This is a genomic window from Herbaspirillum sp. FG34 (genome assembly GCF_057809315.1).
Map to the genome: position 1 here is coordinate 188,910 of NZ_JBMDJS010000006.1, position 21,479 is coordinate 210,388.

The 21,479-nt window shown below is 63.2% G+C and carries 19 protein-coding genes and 1 tRNA gene; 11 read left to right on the forward strand and 9 right to left on the reverse strand.

Features of this window, described 5'->3' with window-relative positions:
* Positions 1-57 precede the first annotated feature (57 nt).
* The 3 genes from pmbA (at position 58) to ACODSZ_RS10295 (ending at position 3,662) form a co-directional block, all read left to right on the forward strand.
* The gene (gene pmbA, locus ACODSZ_RS10285; protein ID WP_488927523.1) at positions 58-1,422 is read left to right on the forward strand and encodes a metalloprotease PmbA; all 1,365 of its coding nucleotides are present in this window, start codon (positions 58-60) and stop codon (positions 1,420-1,422) included.
* Between the two features lie 67 nt (positions 1,423-1,489).
* Positions 1,490-1,981 carry a GNAT family N-acetyltransferase gene (locus ACODSZ_RS10290; protein ID WP_008327800.1) on the forward strand — a complete coding sequence of 164 codons (492 nt, stop codon included), beginning with the start codon at positions 1,490-1,492 and terminating at the stop codon, positions 1,979-1,981.
* A gap of 82 nt (positions 1,982-2,063) precedes the next feature.
* Entirely contained in the window at positions 2,064-3,662 is a 1,599-nt protein-coding gene (locus ACODSZ_RS10295) for an MDR family MFS transporter (protein ID WP_175345048.1), read from the forward strand.
* 79 nt (positions 3,663-3,741) lie between these two features.
* Here the strand turns inward: ACODSZ_RS10295 and ACODSZ_RS10300 are convergent, their stop codons facing one another.
* Together ACODSZ_RS10300 and ACODSZ_RS10305 are read right to left on the reverse strand one after the other, a co-directional pair.
* Positions 3,742-5,235 carry a cryptochrome/photolyase family protein gene (locus tag ACODSZ_RS10300; RefSeq protein WP_488927524.1) on the reverse strand — a complete coding sequence of 498 codons (1,494 nt, stop codon included), beginning with the start codon at positions 5,233-5,235 and terminating at the stop codon, positions 3,742-3,744.
* A 251-nt stretch (positions 5,236-5,486) separates the two neighbouring features.
* A tRNA-Leu gene (locus ACODSZ_RS10305) sits at positions 5,487-5,571 on the reverse strand.
* A 221-nt stretch (positions 5,572-5,792) separates the two neighbouring features.
* On the opposite strand from ACODSZ_RS10305, the gene rnr reads away from it, so the two are divergent.
* The 3 genes from rnr (at position 5,793) to cysE (ending at position 9,988) form a co-directional block, all read left to right on the forward strand.
* On the forward strand, positions 5,793-8,312 hold the full coding sequence (gene rnr / locus ACODSZ_RS10310; RefSeq protein ID WP_488927525.1) for a ribonuclease R: 2,520 nt from the start codon (positions 5,793-5,795) through the stop codon (positions 8,310-8,312).
* Between the two features lie 91 nt (positions 8,313-8,403).
* Positions 8,404-9,141 (forward strand): 23S rRNA (guanosine(2251)-2'-O)-methyltransferase RlmB, encoded by a 738-nt coding sequence (gene rlmB, locus ACODSZ_RS10315; protein ID WP_008327819.1) that lies wholly within the window; start codon positions 8,404-8,406, stop codon positions 9,139-9,141.
* Positions 9,142-9,235: 94 nt separating this feature from the next.
* Positions 9,236-9,988, forward strand: coding sequence for a serine O-acetyltransferase (gene cysE, locus ACODSZ_RS10320; RefSeq protein WP_175342368.1), 753 nt, complete (start codon positions 9,236-9,238; stop codon positions 9,986-9,988).
* A 51-nt stretch (positions 9,989-10,039) separates the two neighbouring features.
* Here cysE and ACODSZ_RS10325 read toward each other — a convergent pair whose 3' ends face one another.
* The 5 genes from ACODSZ_RS10325 to ACODSZ_RS10345 form a co-directional block, all read right to left on the reverse strand.
* Entirely contained in the window at positions 10,040-10,822 is a 783-nt protein-coding gene (locus ACODSZ_RS10325) for a UDP-2,3-diacylglucosamine diphosphatase (protein ID WP_488927526.1), read from the reverse strand.
* Positions 10,823-10,852: 30 nt separating this feature from the next.
* Positions 10,853-11,341, reverse strand: a complete 489-nt coding sequence (locus tag ACODSZ_RS10330) for a peptidylprolyl isomerase (protein ID WP_175342370.1) — start codon at positions 11,339-11,341, stop codon at positions 10,853-10,855.
* 79 nt (positions 11,342-11,420) lie between these two features.
* Complete coding sequence (locus tag ACODSZ_RS10335; protein ID WP_008327827.1) at positions 11,421-11,990, reverse strand: peptidylprolyl isomerase; 570 nt, start codon at positions 11,988-11,990, stop codon at positions 11,421-11,423.
* The gene (locus ACODSZ_RS10340; RefSeq protein WP_008327828.1) at positions 11,987-13,204 is read right to left on the reverse strand and encodes a L,D-transpeptidase family protein; all 1,218 of its coding nucleotides are present in this window, start codon (positions 13,202-13,204) and stop codon (positions 11,987-11,989) included. Before ACODSZ_RS10340 ends, ACODSZ_RS10335 begins: the two co-directional genes overlap by 4 nt.
* A gap of 36 nt (positions 13,205-13,240) precedes the next feature.
* The gene (locus ACODSZ_RS10345; protein WP_488927527.1) at positions 13,241-14,806 is read right to left on the reverse strand and encodes a YybH family protein; all 1,566 of its coding nucleotides are present in this window, start codon (positions 14,804-14,806) and stop codon (positions 13,241-13,243) included.
* A 234-nt stretch (positions 14,807-15,040) separates the two neighbouring features.
* Between ACODSZ_RS10345 and cysS the strand changes: the two genes are divergently transcribed.
* The 4 genes from cysS (at position 15,041) to tilS (ending at position 19,761) form a co-directional block, all read left to right on the forward strand.
* Complete coding sequence (cysS, locus tag ACODSZ_RS10350) at positions 15,041-16,432, forward strand: cysteine--tRNA ligase (RefSeq protein ID WP_008327831.1); 1,392 nt, start codon at positions 15,041-15,043, stop codon at positions 16,430-16,432.
* Between the two features lies 1 nt (position 16,433).
* The gene (locus tag ACODSZ_RS10355; RefSeq protein ID WP_008327845.1) at positions 16,434-17,093 is read left to right on the forward strand and encodes a DNA-3-methyladenine glycosylase family protein; all 660 of its coding nucleotides are present in this window, start codon (positions 16,434-16,436) and stop codon (positions 17,091-17,093) included.
* A gap of 181 nt (positions 17,094-17,274) precedes the next feature.
* Positions 17,275-18,255 carry an acetyl-CoA carboxylase carboxyltransferase subunit alpha gene (locus ACODSZ_RS10360; protein ID WP_008327848.1) on the forward strand — a complete coding sequence of 327 codons (981 nt, stop codon included), beginning with the start codon at positions 17,275-17,277 and terminating at the stop codon, positions 18,253-18,255.
* A gap of 81 nt (positions 18,256-18,336) precedes the next feature.
* Complete coding sequence (gene tilS, locus ACODSZ_RS10365) at positions 18,337-19,761, forward strand: tRNA lysidine(34) synthetase TilS (RefSeq protein WP_488927528.1); 1,425 nt, start codon at positions 18,337-18,339, stop codon at positions 19,759-19,761.
* 162 nt (positions 19,762-19,923) lie between these two features.
* Here the strand turns inward: tilS and ACODSZ_RS10370 are convergent, their stop codons facing one another.
* Positions 19,924-20,202: a hypothetical protein gene (locus tag ACODSZ_RS10370; protein WP_008327850.1), complete on the reverse strand. Its 279-nt coding sequence runs from the start codon at positions 20,200-20,202 to the stop codon at positions 19,924-19,926.
* 104 nt (positions 20,203-20,306) lie between these two features.
* A complete protein-coding gene (locus ACODSZ_RS10375) occupies positions 20,307-20,552 on the reverse strand; it encodes a hypothetical protein (protein WP_008327851.1) in 246 nt (81 codons plus the stop codon).
* A 215-nt stretch (positions 20,553-20,767) separates the two neighbouring features.
* On the opposite strand from ACODSZ_RS10375, the gene ACODSZ_RS10380 reads away from it, so the two are divergent.
* Entirely contained in the window at positions 20,768-21,427 is a 660-nt protein-coding gene (locus ACODSZ_RS10380; protein ID WP_175342373.1) for a LysE family transporter, read from the forward strand.
* Positions 21,428-21,479: the final 52 nt, after the last annotated feature.

The following is a 21,479-nucleotide window of genomic DNA, read 5'->3' on the forward strand; positions in this document are numbered from 1 at the left end:
AAAGCTTAACGGCTGCTATGATAACCGTTTTACCCGCATTTCAGAGAAAACAGGCTCATGAGCGATACCCCATTCACGCACAGTCAGGACCAGTTGAAGCAGTTGGCGCAGGATGTCCTGCGTTATGCCCGGGACAAGGGCGCCTCGGACGCCGCCGTCGACATCAGCGAGGGCAGTGGTCTGTCGGTAGCGGTGCGCAAGGGCAAGATCGAGACCATCGAGCAGAACAAGGACAAGGGCATCGGCGTGACGGTGTTCCTCGGAGAAGGCCGCCAGGTGCGGCGCGGCAACGCCAGCACCTCGGACTTTTCGCAGCAGGCGTTGAAGGAAACCGTCGAGGCGGCCTACAACATCGCCCGCTTCACCGCCATCGATGACTGCGCCGGCCTGCCCGACGCCGAGATGCTGGAAATGGCCCCGCGCGACCTGAAACTGTTTTCGCCATGGAACATTTCCGCCGAAGAAGCCGTTGCACTGGCCCAACGCTGCGAAACTGCCGCCCTCGAGACCGACCCGCGCATCACCAACAGCGAGGGGGCCGGCGTCTACGTGCAGCACTCGCATTTCATCGCGGCCAACAGTCGTGGCTTCATGGGCGGCTACCCGTTCTCGCGCCACACCATCTCGGTGGCGCCCATCGCCGGCAAGGGCGCGGGCATGCAGCGCGATGACTGGTATTCCTCCAAACGCGATCCGAAGAAACTCGCCCAGCCCGAAGCCATCGGCCGCTACGCCGCCGAGCGCGCGCTGGCGCGCCTGAACGCGCGCAAGCTCACGACCCGCAAGTGCCCGGTGCTGTTCGAAGCCCCGCTGGCGGCGGGTCTTCTGGGTGCCTTCGTGCAGGCGGTGTCGGGCGGTGCGCTGTACCGCAAGTCGACCTTCCTGCTTGACTCGCTGGGCCAGCAGGTCTTCCCCGAGCACATCCAGATCCTGGAAGATCCGCACGTGGTCGGCGGTGTCGGTTCGGCTCCCTTCGACGAAGAAGGCGTGCGTACCGTCAAGCGTGAGGTGATCAAGGATGGCGTAGTGCAGGGCTACTTCCTGTCGACCTATTCGGCCCGCAAGCTGGGCATGCAGACCACCGGCAACTCGGGGGGCTCGCACAACCTCACGCTGCGCTCAGACCTGACCACCAAGGCCGATACCTTCAGGGGCATGTTGAAGAAGATGGGTAGCGGCCTCCTGGTGACCGAGCTGATGGGGCAGGGCGTGAACTACGTGACGGGCGACTATTCGCGCGGCGCCTCGGGCTACTGGGTCGAGAATGGCGTGATCCAGTATCCGGTGGAAGAAATCACCATCGCCGGCAACATGAAGGACATGCTGCGCCAGATCGTGGCCGTGGGCAATGACACGCTCATTCGCGGTACCAAGGAAACGGGTTCCATCCTGCTGGAAAACATGACCATCGCTGGCGACTGATCGTGCCGCACGCCGCCGGGAGACCGGCGGCGCCACGGCCAGCGCTGCCCACCCGGGGAGGCAAGCCATGGACGACATCCACATCCGGCGCGGCTATCTGCCAGGCGCCATCGGGCGTGTAGCCGAACTGCACGCGGCCTACTACACCGAGAACTGGAGCTTCGGGGTGTACTTCGAAGCGCGCATCGCCACTGAACTGGCAGCCTTCATGAGCCGCTACGATGACAGTCGCGACGGATTCTGGACCGCCACCGTGCATGGTCGCGTCGAGGGTTCGCTGACCATCGACGGCCAGCATGCGCAGCAGCAAGGTGCCTGGCTGCGCTGGTTCATCGCTTCCGAAAAACTGCGCGGACGCGGCGTGGGCGATGCCCTGCTGAGCGAAGCGGTCCGCTTCTGCGCGCAATGTGATTTCCCTTCGATCTACCTGTGGACCTTCGAGGGACTGCACGCGGCCCACAAGCTCTATCAGCGCCACGGCTTCGTCCTCACCGAAGAGCGCATCGGCTCGCATTGGGGCGTCAAGCTCAACGAGCAGCGTTACGAACTGCTCTTGTAGGGCACACGGCAGGCCCGGCCGGGCAGCGCTAAAATGATGGTTTGGCGCATACGCGCAACTTCGGACATCCGCTCCCCGCAACATGGCCCTACACACCGATGCCGCTCACTCCAGCGGCCAAGTCCTGCCTTTTCGCGAATCCCTGCTGGCCACTCTGGGCATCTGCTTCGTCATCATGCTGGTGGCCCTGGACCAGACCATCGTCGGCACCGCGCTGCCGACCATCGTGGCCGAACTGAAGGGCTTCGAACTCTATGCCTGGGTCGCGACGGCCTATCTGCTGACCTCGGTCATCACCGTGCCCATCTTCGGGCGGTTGGGCGATTACTTCGGCCGCAAGCCCTTCGTGATCGCTTCCATCATCGTCTTTGTCGGCGCTTCCGCCTTGTGCGGGATGGCCAACAGCATGCTCTTCCTGGTCATCGCGCGCGGTTTGCAGGGTATCGGTGGCGGCATGCTGGTGGGGACCTGTTTCGCTTCCGTGGCCGACCTGTTCCCCGATCCGCGCGTGCGCTTGCGCTGGCAGATCATCCTGTCGGTCTCGTTCGGTATCGCCACTGCAGTCGGTCCTTCGCTCGGCGGCTTCCTCACCCAGGGGCTGGGCTGGCGCTGGGTGTTCTACTGCAACCTGCCCATCGGCGTGTTGTCGCTGTATTTCGTCTGGCGCTTCGTGCCGCACATCCGCCACATGCAGCACGCCGGCAAGATGCGGCTGGACTGGCCCGGTGCGCTGTTGATTTCGCTCTCGCTGGGCAGCCTGCAATTGCTGGTGGAACTGCTGCCCAAGCGCGGCATCACCGGCGGCATGATGGTCTTGCTGGCAGTCTCGGTGGCGGCCTTCTATGCCCTGTGGAAGTGGGAGCAGCGCGCTGCGCAACCGATCCTGCCCTTCGAGATGATGCGCGACAAGGCACTGGCCAGCCTGTTCGTGTTGTCGGTGCTGGCGGGTTTTGCGATGTTCTCCTTGCTGATGTATGCGCCGCTGCTGTTTCAGGGCGGATTCGGCCTGAGTCCGCGCGAGGCGGGCCTGCTCATTACACCGCTGGTGGCCTGCATCACCGTGGCCAGCATCGTCAATGGTCGCATCATCACGCGCATTCCCAATCCCAACCTGATGATGAATCTCGGCTTTGCGCTCATCGCCGCATCCTGTCTGGGTGTGGTGCTGTGTGACCGTAACACCGGCAATACCTTCCTGCTGGTGGTGATGCTGGCCGGTGGTTTCGGACTGGGACTGGTGCTGCCCAATCTCACCGTATTTGCCCAGCAGGCCGCCGCGCGCGAACATCTGGGTATCGCCACGGCCTTGCTGCAATCGCTGCGCATGATCGGCGGGATGCTGGGTACGGCCATCACCGGCACGCTGGTCAGCCAGATGTATGGTGCGGGCGTGCAGAAGGCATTGGAAGGGGATCACGCGGCACAATGGCTCAAGGACTTCAGTGACCCCGAAGTGCTGGTCAATCATGACATCCAGTCGGTGCTGCTGGCCCGGCTGATGCAGGCCGGACATGATGGCTCGGCCCTGCTGGAAGCCGCGCGCGAGGCACTGGTGGGTGCCATTCACATGGGGATCGCCATTGCCATCGTGGCCGCGCTGGTCGGACTGTGGATGGTTCGCCGGGTGCCGCCGATCCGCTTCGACCAGGACAAGAAGGTGGAGCCGGTGATGTCGGAATGAACGGCGGCTCGGCTGCCTGGCGGCCCTGTTGCGATGGCGGTCAGGAACGGACTGGGTGCAGTCCGTTTTTTTATCCCCCTTACTCTGCCGGTTCGGACTTCTTGACCACCGCATAGCGTGCCAGCGTGCGTTCGCGCGCCTCGGCGTGATCGACGATGGGACGCGGATAGTTTTGCCCCAGTGTCACCCCGGCCGAGAGGCGTTCATCGGGTGTGGCCGTCCAGGGCGCGTGGATGCGCTTGTCGGAGAGCCTGGCCAGTTGCGGCAGATAGCGACGGATGAACTTGCCATCCGGATCGAATTTCTCGGACTGTGTGACCGGATTGAAGATGCGGAAGTAGGGCTGGGCATCGCAGCCTGAGGACGAGGCCCACTGCCAGCCGCCATTGTTGGCGGACAGGTCGAAGTCGTTGAGGTGGCGTGCAAAATATTTTTCGCCGCGGCGCCAGTCGATGCCCAGGTCCTTGGTCAGGAAGCTGGCCACCACCATGCGCAGACGGTTGTGCATGTAGCCGGTCTGGTTGATCTGGGCCATGGCGGCGTCGACCAGCGGATAGCCGGTGCGGCCTTCGCACCAGGCGGCGAACAGTTCCTCGGCGTGCTGGCCTTGCTCCCATCGGATGGCGTCGTACTCGGGCTTGAAAGCGTGGGCAGTCACGCGCGGATGATGATGCAGGATCATGAAGTAGAAGTCGCGCCAGGTCAGTTCCGACAGCCACACGGCGGCGCCGGCGGCGCCCTGTCCCGCGTGCATCGCCTGCATCGCCGCACGCGCGAGGGTGCGGATGGAGACGGTGCCGAAGCGCAGGTGGATCGACAGATAGGAAGGACCCTTCACTGCCGGGAAATCGCGCGCCGTCCCATAGGCGCCGATACGGCCCAGGAAGTCCTCCAGCAGGGCCTCGGCACCGGACATGCCGGTTGGAATCTTCAGTTCGTCCAGATTGCTGGGCCTGAAGCCCAGTGCCTCGTGCGAGGGCAGCCCGTGGGGCGTCTTGGCGGCTGGCCTGGCCAGCGCCTTGAAGTATTTTTCGACCGGGTAGGGCTTGAGGTAGAAGTCGCCGCCCGCCGCGGCCAGCCTGGCCATCCACGCGTTCTTGTAGGGCGTGAAGACGGAGAAGGGCCTGGCCGACTGCGTCAGCACTTCATCCTTTTCAAAGATCACCTGATCCTTGTAGCTGAGCAGTTGTGCGCCTTGTTTCTTCAGGGCCTGGGCGACCGCCGCATCGCGTTCTACCGCGGCGGGTTCGTAGTCGCTGTTGGTGAAGACTGCCTGCACCTCCAGTTCGGCAGCCAGGTTGGTGATGCAGCTGGCGGCCGGTCCATGCAGCACGATCAGTCCGCCGCCCGCTTTCTGCAGGGCCTGGTCCAGTTCGGCCACGCTGGCCAGCAGGAAATCGACACGGCGATCCTGCACCACGCCCTCGGCCTTGAGTGCATCGAGGATGTCGGTATCGAAGACGAACACGCACCACACGGAGCGGCTCTGCGAGAGCGCATAGTAGAGGGCGGCATGATCGGTGTGGCGCAGGTCACGGCGGAACCAGACCAGGGACTTGTCGAATTGGGGCATTGCGTGGCGATCAGAGTTGGCGGTGTGTCGCAGGATGAGCGGACGCGAAGAGCGTGCCGCTGCCATGGGCAGACCTTGCGCATGATAAAAGATTTCGCACCCGCCAATTTGCCTGAGATGGCGATGAACCTGCTTTGACGCGGACTGCTTGGATTCGTAATGAAGATGGGGTGGGGAGGGTGGGGGCCTTTGCTCGCGGTCCCCAAAATACAAAAGGCCGATTGATTTTCATCAATCGACCTTTTCTATTTTGGTGCCCACGGAGGGACTCGAACCCCCACACCTCGCGGCACATGGACCTGAACCATGCGCGTCTACCAATTCCGCCACGTGGGCTGCGCTGTAAAGCGAAGACCGTGATTATAGTCGGTCTGAAGCTGCTGTCAACAACATTTTCATCCCCATGACGCAAATTTCGTTGCAATACGATGCCGACCCGGCTTTTTACCCCCGTATTGCGGTTAGGTAAATGGGCGCAACTCCGTTACACTAAGGACTTCCGTTCGCCTGGGCAGTCTTCGCCTCGGCATTTATAACAATTGCGCGAAACGAAACTTTTGAGCCAATTCCCCTATTCCATTCCCAGCCGGGAAGAGATCCTCGGCATCCTGCGTACTTCCTCGGGCGCGCAAAACGTTGCCGCACTGGCCGCTGCGCTTGGCGTCAAGCCTGAAGAAATGGATGGCCTGACGCGCCGCCTCAACGCCATGGAACGCGACGGCCAGATCAAGCCGGACCGCGCCGGCAACTACAAGCTGACCCACTCGCCCGATTTCATCCTGGGCCGCGTCTCGGCCCATCGCGATGGCTTCGGTTTCCTGCTGCCCGATGAAGGGACCGATGACCTCTTCCTTCCCGAGAAGGAAATGCAGAAGGTCATGCACGGCGACCGCGTGCAGGCTCGCATCACCGGCACCGACCGCCGCGGCCGCCCCGAAGGCACCATCGTCGAAGTGGTCGAGCGCGCCAATACCCACGTGATCGGCCGCCTGTTGAATGAGAACGGCGTCTGGGTGGTTGCCCCCGAAGACAAGCGCATCGGCCACGATGTGCTGCTGGCCGGCCCCCCCGGCAAGGCCAAGGCCGGGCAGGTGGTGAGCGTGGAGCTGACCGAGCATCCGTCCCGCTACACGCAACCGGTGGGCAAGATCGTCGAGATCCTCGGTGACATCGACGACCCCGGCATGGAAATCGAAATCGCCGTGCGCAAGTACGGCGTACCGCACGAATTCTCGGAAGCCGCCAAGAAGCTGTCTTCCAAGCTGCCCAGCGAAGTCAAGGCCGCCGACCTCAAGGATCGCGTCGACCTGCGCGACGTGCCACTGGTCACCATCGATGGCGAAGACGCGCGCGACTTCGACGATGCAGTCTACTGCGAACCGGTCAAGATCGGCCGCACCAAGGGCTATCGCCTGATCGTGGCGATTGCCGACGTGAGCCACTACGTCAAGCCCAATGACGCCCTCGACGCGGATGCGCTGGAGCGCAGCACCTCGGTGTATTTCCCGCGCCGGGTCATCCCGATGCTGCCGGAAAAACTCTCCAACGGCCTGTGCTCGCTGAACCCGGACGTCGACCGCCTGACCCTGGTGTGCGATGCCGTCATCACCGCCAAGGGCGAGATCAAGGCCTATCAGTTCTACCCGGCCGTGATTCACTCGGCAGCGCGCCTGACCTATACCGAAGTGGCTTCCATCCTGGCCAACACCAAGGGCCCTGAAGCGGCGCGCCGCATCGGTCTGGTACCGCACCTGACGCACCTCTACGAAGTCTTCCAGGCGCTGCTGACGTCCCGCCAGGCGCGCGGTGCCATTGACTTCGAGACCACCGAGACCTACATCGTCTGCAACGCCGCCGGCAAGATCGAGAAGATCCTGCCGCGCACCCGCAACGATGCACACCGCCTGATCGAAGAGTGCATGCTGGCCGCCAACGTCTGTGCGGCCGACCTCCTCAAGCGCCACGATCACCCGGCGCTCTATCGCATCCACGCCGGCCCGACCAAGGAAAAGCTGACCCAGTTGCGTACCTTCCTCAAGCAGGTCGGCCTGACTCTGGGCGGTGGCGACACCCCCAGCGCGTCGGACTATGCCGAGCTCATGCCCAAGGTCAAGGCGCGTCCGGATGCAGTGCTGATCCAGACCATGCTGCTGCGCTCGATGCAGCAGGCGGTCTACAGCCCCGACAACATCGGTCACTTCGGCCTGTCCTATGAGTCCTATGCGCACTTCACCAGTCCGATCCGCCGCTACCCCGATCTGCTGACGCACCGTGCCATCAAGGCCGTGCTGCAAGGCAAGCGCTACGAGCCCAAGGGCATCGACAGCAGTGCGCTCAACACCTCGATCTCAACGGCGGCGCGCAAGGCGCAGGCACTGCAGCGTGCCACCGACAAGGCGGCCGGCAAGAAGCCGCGCGGCGAAAGCGCGCTGGCGATCTGGGAAGCGCTGGGCCTGCACTGCTCGGCCAACGAGCGCCGTGCCGACGAGGCCTCGCGGGACGTGGAAGCCTGGCTCAAGTGCTACTTCATCCGCGACAAGCTGGGCGAGGAGTTCACCGGCACCATCGCCGGTGTGGCCACCTTCGGCATCTTCGTGCAGCTCGATGCGCTGTATATCGAGGGTCTGGTGCACGTCACCGAACTGGGCGCCGATTACTTCCAGTACGACGAGGCGCGCCACGAACTGCGCGGCGAACGTACCGGCATCCGCTACCAGTTGACCGACCGCGTCACCGTGCAGGTCAGCCGGGTGGATCTGGATGCGCGCAAGATCGATCTGGCCCTGGTCAACGAACCGGGTATCCGCACGCTGATCAAGAACGAAGCCAAACGCGCCGAAAACGCTGCGCGTGGCAAGTCCGGTGGCAGCAGGCAGGCCCAGGACGCCGCACAGCCCGCCGCGCGCGGCAAGAAGGGCGTGGCGGCCAAGCCGGCCGCCGCCGCCGCCGGCAGCAAGCCCAAGGGCGGTGCCAAGGCCAAGGCCGGTGCGGCGCGCACCAGCGCGGCACGTCCTGGCGACGCTGACCGCAAGCGCGCAGCCGCCAAGGCTTACAGCAAGGGCAAGAAGAAGCGATGAGCATGTCCCCGGTCTTGGGTACCGCACAGGCCGGGTTTGATGGAACGATGGGCAGATGCCCCAAGCAAGACGAAAGACACAAGCAGGATCTATGAAGAGCAAAATGATTTTCGGCTTCCATGCCGTGACCTCCCGCATCCGCCACGAGGCGTCCTCGGTGGAAGAGATCTACGTGGATGCCGAGCGCCGCGACCGCCGCATGCTGGATTTGCTGCATGCCGCCAAGGAAGCCAATGTGCGCATCATCCAGGCCGACGACCAGCGCCTGGCCGCCATGGTCGGCACGCGCCGTCACCAGGGCGTGGTGGCCAAGGCCGCCGCGCTGTCGCTGGCGCGCACCCTCGATGAACTGCTGGACGCCGTGGTCGGTCCGCCGCTGCTGCTGATCCTCGACGGCATCACCGATCCGCACAACCTGGGTGCCTGCCTGCGCGTGGCCGACGGTGCCGGCGCGCATGCCGTGATCGCTCCCAAGGACCGCGCCGTGGGGCTCAATGCCACGGCCATGAAGGTCTCCAGCGGTGCCTCCGACACCGTGCCCTACATCACCGTCACCAACCTGGCGCGCACCATGCGCGACCTGAAGGAGCGCGGCGTGTGGATCATCGGTACCACGGATGATGCCGAGAAGGGGCTGTACGAAGGCGACTTCACCGGCCCCACCGCACTGGTGATGGGCTCCGAAGGCGAAGGCATGCGCCGTCTCACCCGTGAGACCTGCGACGTGCTGGTCAACATCCCCATGTTCGGTTCGGTCGAGAGCCTCAACGTCTCCGTGGCCTCCGGCGTCTGTCTGTACGAGGCGCGACGCCAGCGCTTGCCCAGGTAAGTCCGGTCATCCCCGCATGACACCATCGCCGGACTTTGCGTCCGGCGATTTTTTTTTGCAGCACTTTTTCTTTCAACGTTTCAGGAAACACACCATGTTCAGCCGACTCAGAGAAGACATCGCCAGCATCCGCGAGCGCGATCCCGCCGCGCGCAACAGCTGGGAGGTGCTGACCTGTTATCCCGGTCTGCACGCGGTGATCCTGCATCGCTGGGCCCAGGCTTGCTGGCAGGCCGATCTGAAATGGCTGGGCCGCTTCATCTCGCAGATCGGCCGCACGCTCACCGGCATCGAGATCCATCCGGGCGCAACCATCGGCCGCCGCGTCTTCATCGACCATGGCATGGGCGTGGTGATCGGCGAGACTGCCATTGTCGGCGACGATTCCACCATCTACCAGGGTGTGACCCTGGGCGGGACGTCGCTGGCCAAGGGCGCCAAGCGTCATCCCACCTTGGGACGCGGCGTCATCATCGGTGCCGGAGCCAAGGTGCTGGGCGGCTTTACGGTGGGAGATGGCGCCAAGGTCGGCTCCAATGCGGTGGTCACCAAGGAAGTGCCGGCGGGAGCGACGGCGGTAGGCAACCCGGCGCGCATCGTCGAGCGCAATGCCGCGCCGACCGCGCGTGAACAGGCGGCAGCCCGCCTGTTCGCAGCCTACGGGGTGATGCCCAATGGCGATGATCCGCTTTCCAAGGCATTGCACGGACTCATCAATCAAGTCGCCGCCCAGGAGCAGCAACTGGAAGCCGTGCTGGCCGCCTTGCAGGGTGCGGGGATAGGCTGTCGACGCCTGGAAGAGGCTGGGCAATTCGACGCCGCGCAACTGAACCGGCTGGTCGATTGATGAGGAAAGCGCAGCCGGTACAATCCGGCTGCGATGAAGTGCAACGCGGGATCAGGCGATCTCGCGTCCGTCCACGCCATGCCGATGCAGTACGCCATCGGCTGTCAGGCTGATCCAGCCGCCACGCGGCGTCTCCACGTCATATTCCCAATCCGGCAAGACATAGCGCAGCTTGCCATCACCGAGTCGATGCAGGGCAGGGCGGTGCGTGTGCCCGTGGATCAGCACGTCGGTGCCGGTCTGCGCGAAGAGCGCATCGATGGCGCCGGCGTTCACATCCATGATCGCCATGTCCTTGCTCTGGTTGGCGTCCTGGCTGTTCTTGCGGATGCCTTCGATGATGGCCTTGCGCTGCGCCAGCGGCATGGACAGGAACTGCTGCTGGTAGGCCGGCTGGCGCACCTGCGCGCGAAAGGCCATGTAGGCCTGGTCATCGGTGCATTGCGCGTCGCCGTGTGCCAGCGCCAGGGTGCGGCCTGCCACGGTGATGACGTGCGGGTCCGCCAGCAGCGTCAGCCCGGCGGCATCGGCAAAATCCTGTCCGACCAGGAAATCGCGGTTCCCCGCCATCCAGTACAGTTGCACGCCGTGGCCCTGTACAGTTCTCAGTGCATCAGCAATCAGTTGGTTGTAGGGAGCAGTACGGTCGTCGTCACCGGCCCAGTACTCGAACACGTCACCTAACAAGTACAGTTGCTGCGTCTGTACCGCGTGGTTTTGCAGGAAGGCCAGGAAAGCCTCGGTGGTGCGGGGCAGGGCGGCCTGCAAATGGAGGTCGGAAACAAAAAGCGCAACCGTCGGTTGCGCTTTCTGCATGAACTGGAAATCAGTCATGGTCGATGAAGTCAGCGGTCGGGGTCAGGCTCAGACCACTTCTGCCTTCTCGATCACCACATCTTCCGCCGGGACGTCGGCGAACATGCCGGCGCGGGTGGTCTTGACACCCTTGATCTTGTCGACCACTTCAGTGCCTTCGACGACCTTGCCGAAGACGCAGTAGCCCCAGCCGTCCTGGCCCGGGTAGTCCAGGAAGCTGTTGTTCTTGACGTTGATGAAGAACTGCGCCGAGGCCGAGTGCGGGGCGGCGGTGCGTGCCATGGCCAGGGTGTAGGGCTCGTTCTTCAAGCCGTTCTTGGCTTCGTTCTCGATCGGATCGCGGGTTTCCTTCTGCTTCATGCCGGGTTCGAAGCCGCCGCCCTGGATCATGAAACCGTCGATGACGCGGTGGAAGATGGTGCCGTTGTAGTGACCGGCGTTGACGTAGGCCAGGAAGTTCTCAACGGTCTTGGGGGCTTTTTCCGCATCCAGTTCGATCTTGATTGCGCCGTGGTTGGTGGTGAGCAGAACTGCCATGATGAATTCCTTTGCTGGTGGGGGAAATAAAAAAAAACGGCGGGCGACTTGGGCCCGCCTTGGCTGCGCGACGCCAGCCTTACTTGAGCAGGGTGGCCGACTCGATCACCACGGGAGTGGCCGGCACATCGCCGGCGCCGGTGCGCACCTGCTTGATCTTGTCGACCACGTCAGTGCCGGCGATGACCTTGCCGAAGACGGCATAGCCCCAGCCGTCCTGGCCGGGGTAGTTCAGGAAGCGGTTGTCCGCCACATTGATGAAGAACTGGGCCGTGGCCGAATGCGGTGCCGACGTGCGCGCCATCGCCACAGTATAAACCTCGTTCTTCAAACCGTTATTGGCCTCGTTCTTGATGGGGGCCTCGGTGGGCTTCTCACGCATGTTCTGGTCGTAGCCGCCGCCCTGGATCATGAAGCCGTTGATGACGCGGTGGAACACGGTGCCGTTGTACTGGCCCTTCTTGACGTACTTGATGAAATTGTCGACCGAGACCGGGGCCTTTTCTGGATTGAGTTCCAGGGTGATGTCACCCATGCTGGTCTTGAGCAGCACGCGCGGGGCATTGGCGGCCAGGACCGGCGCGGCCAGCGTGGCCGACAGGGAAAACGCTGCTGCCATGCGCAGCAGATGACGACGGGAGAGGATCATGCGTTGCCTTCGTAAATGATTTTCCATTGCGATCCTTCACGCACCCAGTACTGGCGCTTGCGGATCGCGTTCTTGCTCTTGCCGACCGCACTTTCCTGGGTGAAAGTGCTGACGATCATGTCTTCCGGTGCGCCGGGATAGCGGAACAGGCTGACATCGCGCAGTTTGACACTGGTATAGCGCGCGCCGTTCAGACTCTTCTGCTGGCGACCGAACCAGGTGGCCAGGTTCTCGCCCTGGGCCGAGCGGAATTCCGGCGAGTAATACGACAGCACCTTCTCGGCATCGGCATCTTCCAGCGACTGGCTCCATTGTTCCAGCATGGCCGAGGCGGCGTCACGTTCCTTGATCAGCGCATCCTTGTTGACGAACTGCACGTGCTGGCTGATGACCACTACCGTCTTGCCGACCTCGGCGGTCGAATACAGGCTCTGCAGGTCCGGGTTGGCCAGCACCACGCAACCATCCGAAGACAGCGGCGGGCGGCTGAAGTTGTCCGAGGGCGTGCCATGCAGCCAGATGCCGTAGCCGCTGCGGCCATTGCGCTTGTCCCATTCATTGGGATAGGACAGCGGCAGCGCACCCGTGCCATAGAAGTCCGGCAGCTTGGGGCCGGGGATGCGGTTGTTGATGTAATACACCCCGATAGGGGTGCGCTGGTCGCCGGACTTGGTCTTGTTGGCGCCCAGGCGCCCCTGCGAAATGTAGTAGTCGCTCACATACTTCAGGTCGCCACCCTGGTTCTCGTACACATACAGGCGCGAGCGGGTGGTATCGACGACCAGCACGTTCTTCTGGTCCTCGCCCAGCTGCAGCACGGGCTTGGGAATGAGCGCGGGATCCGGTTTTTCCTGCAGCGAGCGAATGCGCACCATGGCTTCATCGCGCAGTTCCTTGAGCTTGTCGCTGGGGCCATCGGCCATGGCGCCGAAATTGCGCACCGGACGCGCGTGCATGAGCAGCAGATCGCCGCGCACCAGGTGGCCCAGTCGGAAGGTCGGATAGGCCGCGACCAAGGCGTCGGCCTTGGCCTGCGCCTGGTGCAGGCGGTCGGCGCCAAGATCCTTGTAGATATCGATGAGCAGGGCTTCCGGATCCGGCTTGATGGCCGCTGCGCCCACCGTATTGGCGGGCGGCGCAAGGGCCGACGAGGATGCCACGCTGCCCATGGCAGGCAGACCTGCCAGGCACAACATCAACAGGCGTCCCAGCATGCGCGCGGGACGCCCTTGCAAAGCGCTAGCCACCAATTACCCTCCCGATCGTTCCTGTTTGATCAGCCATCGATTGCCCTGTTTGACGAAGATCAGGGTCTTGCGGCTGTCCACCGTCAGCCGATCCGAATTATATATCTGGCGATAGCGCACGGTCGCGGTGTTGCCATTGATGGTGACCGAGGCATTGCTGACCTTGACGCTGATGTGGCCCTTGTCCTCGATGCGGGCGCGGCGCTCTTCGGCCCATTCCTTGCGGGAGGCGCCACGGGGCGTATCGAAGTCGCCGGCATAATGGCCCAGATAGCCGCGCACGTCCTTGTCGCTCCAGGCCTTGGCCCAGCCACTCAGAGCGGCCAGCACGGCGGCCTTGTCCTGTTCGGCGCTGGCCTTTTCCTTGTCGGCGTGGGCCTTGTCGGCACGCGCCTTGTCGGCGGCGGCCAGTTTCTCCGCCTTGGCCTTGTCGGCCGCAGCCTGCTTCTCGGCTTTTGCCTTCTCGGCCGCAGCCAGCTTGTCCGCCTTGGCTTTTTCGGCGGCAGCCTGGGCGGCCTTTTCCTTCTCGGCGCGGGCGGCTTGCTCGCGTGCCAGCTTGTCGGCTTGTTCCTTGTCCTTGCGGGCTTGCAGTTCCTTCTGCTTCTGTTCGGCGGCAGCCTTGTCGGCCGCGGCCTTCTGAGCCTGCGCCTGTTCGGCGGCCAGTTGCTCGGCACGGGCTTTCTCGGCCTTGGCGCGCTCGGCGGCGGCCTTCTCGGCGGCCGCCTTTTCCGCAGCAGCCTTGTCGGCCGCGGCCTTCTCGGCTGCGGCTCTTTCCGCTGCCGCCTTGTCGGCTGCGGCCTTTTCCTTTTCGCTGGTGGCCTTGGCGATGGCGGTCTTCTCGGCCTCGGCGCGGTCGGCGGCGGCCTGCTGGGCCAGCTTCTCGGCCGCCAGGGCCTTGGCGCGCTGCTGCTGCTCGGCGGCGTTGGCGTCGGCCTTGGCCTTGGCATCGCGCTGGGCGGAGGCGGCCGAGGCCAGGCGTGGTACCGTGCCACCGGTGGTGTTGCCGTTGAGCGAGCGCAACAGCGTCAGCTTGGGCTGCGGGACGTTGGCACCCGGATCGATCTGCAAGGCCTTGTCATAGGCCTGGCTGGCCATCTTGGCGTAGACGTCGCCCAGGTTCTCCAGTGCCGTCGCATAGGTCGGGTTGGTGCGCATGGCCATGTCCAGCGCAGCCCGCGCCTTGTCGTACTGGCCATCGGCCGCGTACAGCACGGCCAGGTTGTTGTACGGTTCGGGCAGATCGGGGAAGTCCTCGGTCAGCTTGGTGAACACGGCAATGGCCTCGGCAGAACGGTTTTGTTCTGCTAAGATCAGTCCCTTCGTGAAACGCAGTTGCGCATCGCGCGGGTGTTTGGCCAGTACGGCATCGGTCTTGGTCAGTGCTTCGGCATACTGTCCGGCCCGCATCAGCTTGTTGATGTCAGACATTTCACTGGCATGCGCAAGCGTGGCGGGCACCCCGAAGAGGGCCGCCACCAGGCTGGACAACACTGCCGTCTTGTGGGCAGTCTTGCTGATCAAACCGCGCAAACCATGAATGGATGTCTGTTCTTGTGATTCTGGGGCCATGGTTTTATCGATGCTATACTCGAAGAAATTCGAAGAAAGCTGGCATTTTATATCAAACAAGTAATACAAAAAGAGGTTTGGCTACCGTGATCCGTTCATGTTGCAATTGCTGCTAGAACAATGAATCCCAGGCAGGGGCCTGCCAGCGCCGCGCTTCATGCCGGTGTCAGCCCTACGCAAACTGCATGAACCCGTCGCCCGTTGCGGCAACGCCAACCCCAGAATTCCCATCCCATGAGCGAGCTCAAGATTTACAACACGCTGGCGCGTGACAAGCAGACCTTTTCCCCGATCGAACCCGGCAAGGTGCGCTTGTACGTGTGCGGCATGACCGTGTATGACTATTGCCATATCGGCCATGCGCGCGTGCTGGTGGTGTTCGACATGGTGCAGCGCTGGCTGCGCGCCTGCGGCTATGCCGTGACCTATGTGCGCAACATCACCGATATTGACGACAAGATCATTCATCGTGCCGCCGAGAACGGCGAAACCATCGCCCAGCTGACCAATCGCTTCATCGATGCCATGAACGAGGATGCCGCCGCCCTGGGCGTGCAGCGTCCCGACCATGAGCCGCGTGCGACCAAATACGTGCCGAAGATGCTGGACCTGATCGGCAAGCTGGAAAAGAACGGCCTGGCCTACAAGGCCAGCGATGGCGATGTGAACTATTCGGTGCGTGACTTCCCCGGCTACGGCAAGCTCTCCGGCAAGTCGCTGGACGACCTGCGCGCCGGTGAACGGGTCGATGTGAACACCGGCAAGCGCGATCCGCTGGACTTCGTGCTCTGGAAGGCGGCCAAGCCCAGCGAGCCGGACGAGGCCAAGTGGGATTCGCCCTGGGGTTGCGGTCGTCCGGGCTGGCACATCGAGTGCTCGGCCATGTCCAGCGATCTGCTGGGCGACCACTTCGACATCCACGGCGGCGGCCAGGACCTGCAGTTCCCGCACCACGAAAACGAGATCGCCCAGTCCGAGGGGGCGCACCAGCACACCTTCGTGAACTACTGGATGCACAACGGCTTCGTGCGCATCGACAACGAGAAGATGTCCAAGTCCCTGGGCAACTTCTTTACCATCCGCGACGTGCTCAAGAAGTACGACCCGGAAGTGTTACGTTTCTTCATCTTGCGCGCCCACTACCGCAGCCCGCTGAACTACTCGGATGCGCATCTGGACGATGCCCGCCAGGCGCTCACCCGCCTGTACACGGCCTTGAAGGATGTACCGCCGGAAGCGGGCGGCCTGCTGGCCGACGAGTCCCATGCACAAAGGTTCACAGAGGCCCTGAACGATGACTTCAACACGCCAATGGCGGTGTCGGTGCTCTTCGAGCTGGCCAATGAAGTCAACCGTGACCGTTCGCCGGTGCAGGCGCGCCAGTTGAAGGCGCTGGCCGGTATCCTCGGCCTGTTGCAGCGCGCACCGGACGAGTACCTCAAGGGTGGCGTGGCGGCGGCCGACGGTCTGGGCCAGGCCGAGATCGAAGCCTTGATTGAAGCGCGCAAGGCAGCCAAGGCAGGCAAGGACTTCGCCGAAGCCGACCGACTTCGCGCCGTGCTGACCGAGGCCGGCATCATTCTGGAAGACAAACCGGGCGGCCTGACCGAATGGCGGAGAGCTTGATTTGAATACCAACCGAAAAGCCAGCGAAGCCGACCCCAGCCTGATCGTGCCGGCCTACTGGGAAGAGGCCAAGGCCGAGCTGATGAAGCGTGACCGCATCATGCGCAAGATCATCCCGCAGTTCGGGGATCTGCAACTGACGGTGCGCGGCGACGCCTTCACCACGCTGGCGCGCTCGGTGATCGGCCAGCAGATCTCGACCAAGGCCGCCAATGCGGTCTGGCAGCGCTTCCTGGAAGCCTGTCCGCGCTGCACGCCGGCCCAGGTGATGCGTACCGGAGCCGATGGACTGGCCACTTGCGGTCTGTCCAAGCGCAAGGCCGAATACATCCTCGACCTGGCAGCGCATTTCAAGGCCAAGACGGTGCATCCCGACAAATGGGCGGAGATGGAAGACGAAGCCGTCATTGCCGAGATGATCCAGATCCGCGGGATCGGCCGCTGGACAGCCGAGATGTTTTTGATATTTAATCTGCTGCGCCCGAACGTGCTGCCGCTGGATGACCTGGGATTGCTCAAGGGCATCAGCGTCAGTTATTTCTCGGGAGAACCGGTCTCGCGCAGCGATGCGCGGGAAGTCGCTGCGAACTGGGAACCGTGGCGCACCGTGGCCACCTGGTATCTGTGGCGCAGCCTCGATCCGGTGCCCTCCGATTATTGAACCAAGGGGAAGAGGGCGCGGGCAGACCTGCCGTGCAGGGTCTGCGCTGGTGTATACTCCGCACCTCCCAAGATTTGAAGGCAAACCGATACATCCGGGGATCATCGAGCCGCAACCCGCACCGGGCCGGCGTTTTCAGCGATTCTCGCCGCATGATCGGACTTGTTGAAAAAGGAACACAATGAGTAAATCGACAACGACTTTTCTGGGCTTCGAGCAGGCCATCGCCGAGCTGGATGCCAAGATTGAAGAGTTGCGTTTTGTACAGGACGATTCGGCCGTCGACATCTCCGAAGAGATCGAGCGCCTGGTCAAGAAGAGCCAGCAGCTGACCAAGGACATCTACGCCAAGCTCACGCCCTGGCAGGTTTCCCAGATTGCGCGCCATCCGCAGCGTCCCTACACCATGGACTACGTGCGCGAGATCTTCACCGACTTCCACGAACTGCACGGCGACCGCACCTTTGCGGACGACCAGTCCATCGTCGGCGGTCTGGCCCGGTTCAACGGCCAGGCCTGCATGGTGATCGGCCACCAGAAGGGGCGCGACACCAAGGAACGCGCCATGCGCAACTTCGGCATGCCCAAGCCGGAAGGCTATCGCAAGGCGATGCGCCTGATGAAGGTCGCCGAAAAGTTCGGTTTACCGATTTTTACCTTCGTTGACACCCCCGGTGCCTTCCCCGGCATCGATGCCGAAGAGCGCGGCCAGTCCGAAGCCATCGGCCACAATCTCTACGTGATGGCCGAGCTGAAGGTGCCGCTCATTGCCACCATCATCGGTGAAGGCGGTTCCGGTGGTGCGCTGGCCATCGCCGTGGGCGACTCGGTGCTGATGCTGCAATATGCGACTTATTCGGTGATCTCGCCGGAAGGCTGCGCTTCCATCCTTTGGAAGACCGCCGACCGCGCCGCCGATGCGGCCGAAGCGCTGGGCCTGACCGCGCATCGCCTGAAGGCCATTGGCCTCATCGACAAGATCGTCAACGAGCCGCTGGGCGGCGCCCATCGCGATCCCAAGCAGATGGCCGGACTGCTCAAGCGCGCGCTGTCGGATTCGCTGCGCCAGTTCCAGGGCATGAAGACCAAGGACCTGCTGGCTGCGCGTCACGAAAAGCTGATGGCCTATGGCAAGTTCAAGGAACTCAATTCGGCCGAGTAATCGTCCGCGTTCCGTTCACGTCATTGCAGGCGCCAGCGATTGCTTCGCTGGCGTTTGTCTTTTCCGGCACCGCTTTTTCTCATGTCCGATCATCCCTCTCTTTCTCCCTCCCCGGGCAAGCTGCCACAGGTATTGCAGGCATTGCAGGCCACGCTGGCTGCCGCCGGTTTCGATCCCGCGCGGGACACGCTGGCCGTGGCCTTCAGCGGCGGGCTCGATTCCACGGTCTTGCTGGAAGTGGCCGCGCAGTGGCAACGTGAGCAGGGTGCATCACTGGTGGCGCTGCATGTGCATCATGGGCTCTCGCCCCATGCGGATGCCTGGTTGGCCCATGTCGAGGATCGTTGTGCGCGGCATGGCATCACCTGCGCGCATGAGCGTGTGCAGCTGGAGCGGGTAGCCGACAGCGGTGTGGAAGAAGCGGCGCGGCTGGCGCGTTACGCTGCATTGGGGCGGCTGTGCCGGGCGCACGGCGCACGTCTGCTGCTCACCGCCCATCATCTCGACGACCAGGCCGAAACCGTGCTGCTGCAACTGCTGCGCGGCAGTGGCCTGGCGGGGATGTCGGGCATGGATCAATGCAGTACCGCTGCGGCGCTGCTGGGCGATCCGCAGACCATGATTGCGCGGCCCTTCCTGGCACTTGCGCGCGCGCAGCTGGAAGCGTGTGCTCGTGCCTGGTCGCTGAGCTGGATCGAGGATGAGTCCAACAGCGATCCGCGCTACACCCGCAATGCCTTGCGTCATCAGGTCATGCCCGCGCTCGCTCAGGTCTTCCCCGGATATCAGCAACGTCTGGCACGCGCCGCCGGACACGCGCAGGGTGCGCAGGTATTGCTGCGCGAAGTGGCCCAAGAGGATCTGGCGCAATGTCGCCAGGACGATCATCTGCGCATGCCAGCGCTGCGCGCCTTGAGCGAGCAGCGCTTTCTCAATCTGATGCGTCACTGGTTCGGGCTGCGCGGCATGCGCATGCCCTCGGCGGCGTGGATGCAGGAGATGCGCACGCAATTGCTGCAGGCCGATGTGGAGGCCCAGTTGTGCGTCTCCCACCCCGATGGCGAAGTGCATCGCTATCGCGATCGCGTGTTCCTGGCACCGCGCCGCCGTCTGCCCGATGAGGGCGCGGCCTTGTCGCTGCGCTGGAGCGGGCAAGCGCAGGTGCAGGTGCCGGCCTTCTACGGCACGCTGCACTTCGACCCGATTGCGCCAGGGGATGCGCGGCCCGGTTTCGATGCGCACTGGCTGCGTGCCCAATCCTTGCTGGTGTGCGGGCGCAGCGGTGGCGAACGCATCAGGCTGGCCGTCAACCGTCCGGCGCGCAGCCTCAAGCAGCAGTACCAGAGCGCCGATGTGCCCGCCTGGGAACGCCCTTATCTGCCGCTGGTATGGGCGGGTGAAGCCTTGCTGTTTGCGGCCGGGGTGGGCATGGACTGCGAGCATTTTGCCGACATTGCCGCCGCTGCCGCATCGGAGCGCATCGCCTTGCGCTGGCAGCAGGACTGAGTCGAGTCGGTGATGCGAAGCGCTGCCTGGATCAACAACGCCAAATGATATAAAAAATATCGCCCCCGTACCTCGTGGTGCGGGGGCGATACTCCTGTCATCCCTGACATGTCCGGGCATCAGAGAACACTGGCGCCCGGGGTGGTGCTCCTTGCGGACGGCTTACTTGGCGGCGCCGTCAGCTGCCGGCTTGGCTTCAGTACCGGCGGCTTCCTTCTTCTCGGCCTTTTTCTCTGCCTTCTTCGCAGTCTTGCCTTCAGCCTTCTTTTCCGACTTCTTGTGCTTGGCGTGATGTTCCGCCTTGGCCTTCGGCGCGGTCTCGGTCTTGGCGGCTTCGGCCTTGGCCGGGGCAGCGGCGGGCGCTGCTGCGCCGGTCTGGGCGAACACCGGCAGGGTCAGGGCCGACAGCAGGGAAGCGAGGATGATGGTCTTGGTTTTCATGGTGATGTCCTTTCAGAGACAAGTGTCTGTTTGCGTCAGTAGTACTGTGTGTACGGTGTGTGCTGCGTGTCTGTCAGGTGTACCGGGAGTGGCCCGGTACAGTCTTACTTGGTCTTGGCTGCCGTATCGGCGGCGTCCTTCTTTTCAGTCTTGGCTTCGGACTTCTTGGCCGACTTCTTGTGCTTGGCGTGATGGCTGGTCTTGGCCTTGTGTGCGGTGTCGGTCTTGCCGGCTTCCGCCTTGGCCGTGGCTGCTGCTGGCGCGGCCGGCGCAGTGCTGCCGGTCTGGGCGAACACCGGCAGGGCCAGTGCGGTCAGCAGGGAAGCGACGATGACGGATTTGGTTTTCATGGCAATGTCCTTTAGAAAGTGGTTGTTACGCTCGGCGCTTGATTTTGCGTAATCGCTTCATCGTTTCGTGTCGCCTTGCTTCCTATAACGAGCCGTCGACCTGAAGGACGACGTCAAAGTGTTTCAATTCATCGTGTATTTGTAAGCATTCGTTGCAGCTTTGCTTATAATGGTCGACTCCCCATTCCACGCTGCGCCCTCCGACCGAGTTCTTCATGGCTTATCAAACCTGGATCACCTTTTTCTTCGCTGCCTGCCTCATTGCCATCTCGCCCGGTTCGGGCGCCGTGCTGTCGATGAGCCACGGTCTCAATTACGGCCTGCGCCGCACCACGGCCACCATTCTCGGACTGGAAATTGCGCTGGTGGTGGTTCTCATCATCGCCGGTGCCGGTGTGGGCTCGTTGCTGGTGGCCTCCGAAACCGCCTTCAACGTGGTCAAGATTGCCGGTGCCCTGTACCTGATCTATCTCGGTTTCTCGCAGTGGCGCGCGCACGTGCCTTCCGAGCAGGAAGGCGAAGCCATCGACGCCGCCAATGCCGTGGCCCGCGCCCAGCGCGGCCAGCACTGGTGGCAGCGCTGCATGACGGGCTTCCTCACCAACGCCACCAACCCCAAGGGCATTGTCTTCATGGTGGCGGTGCTGCCGCAGTTCATCGACCACGAGCGCCCGCTGTGGCTGCAATTGCTGGTGCTGGCCGTGACCATGGTGGCGGTGGATCTGGTGGTCATGCACGGCTATGCCTTCGCGGCCAGCCGTCTGCAGCGCTTCTTCCGCAGCCAGAAGGCGATCAAGGCGCAGAACCGTTTCTTCGGCGGGGTGCTCATGCTGGTGGGCGCCGGCCTGTTCTTCTTCAAGCGCGCCCAGCACTGATCGCGGCGCCGCGCAGACAACAAAAAACCCGCAAGCTGCCTTGCGGGTTTTT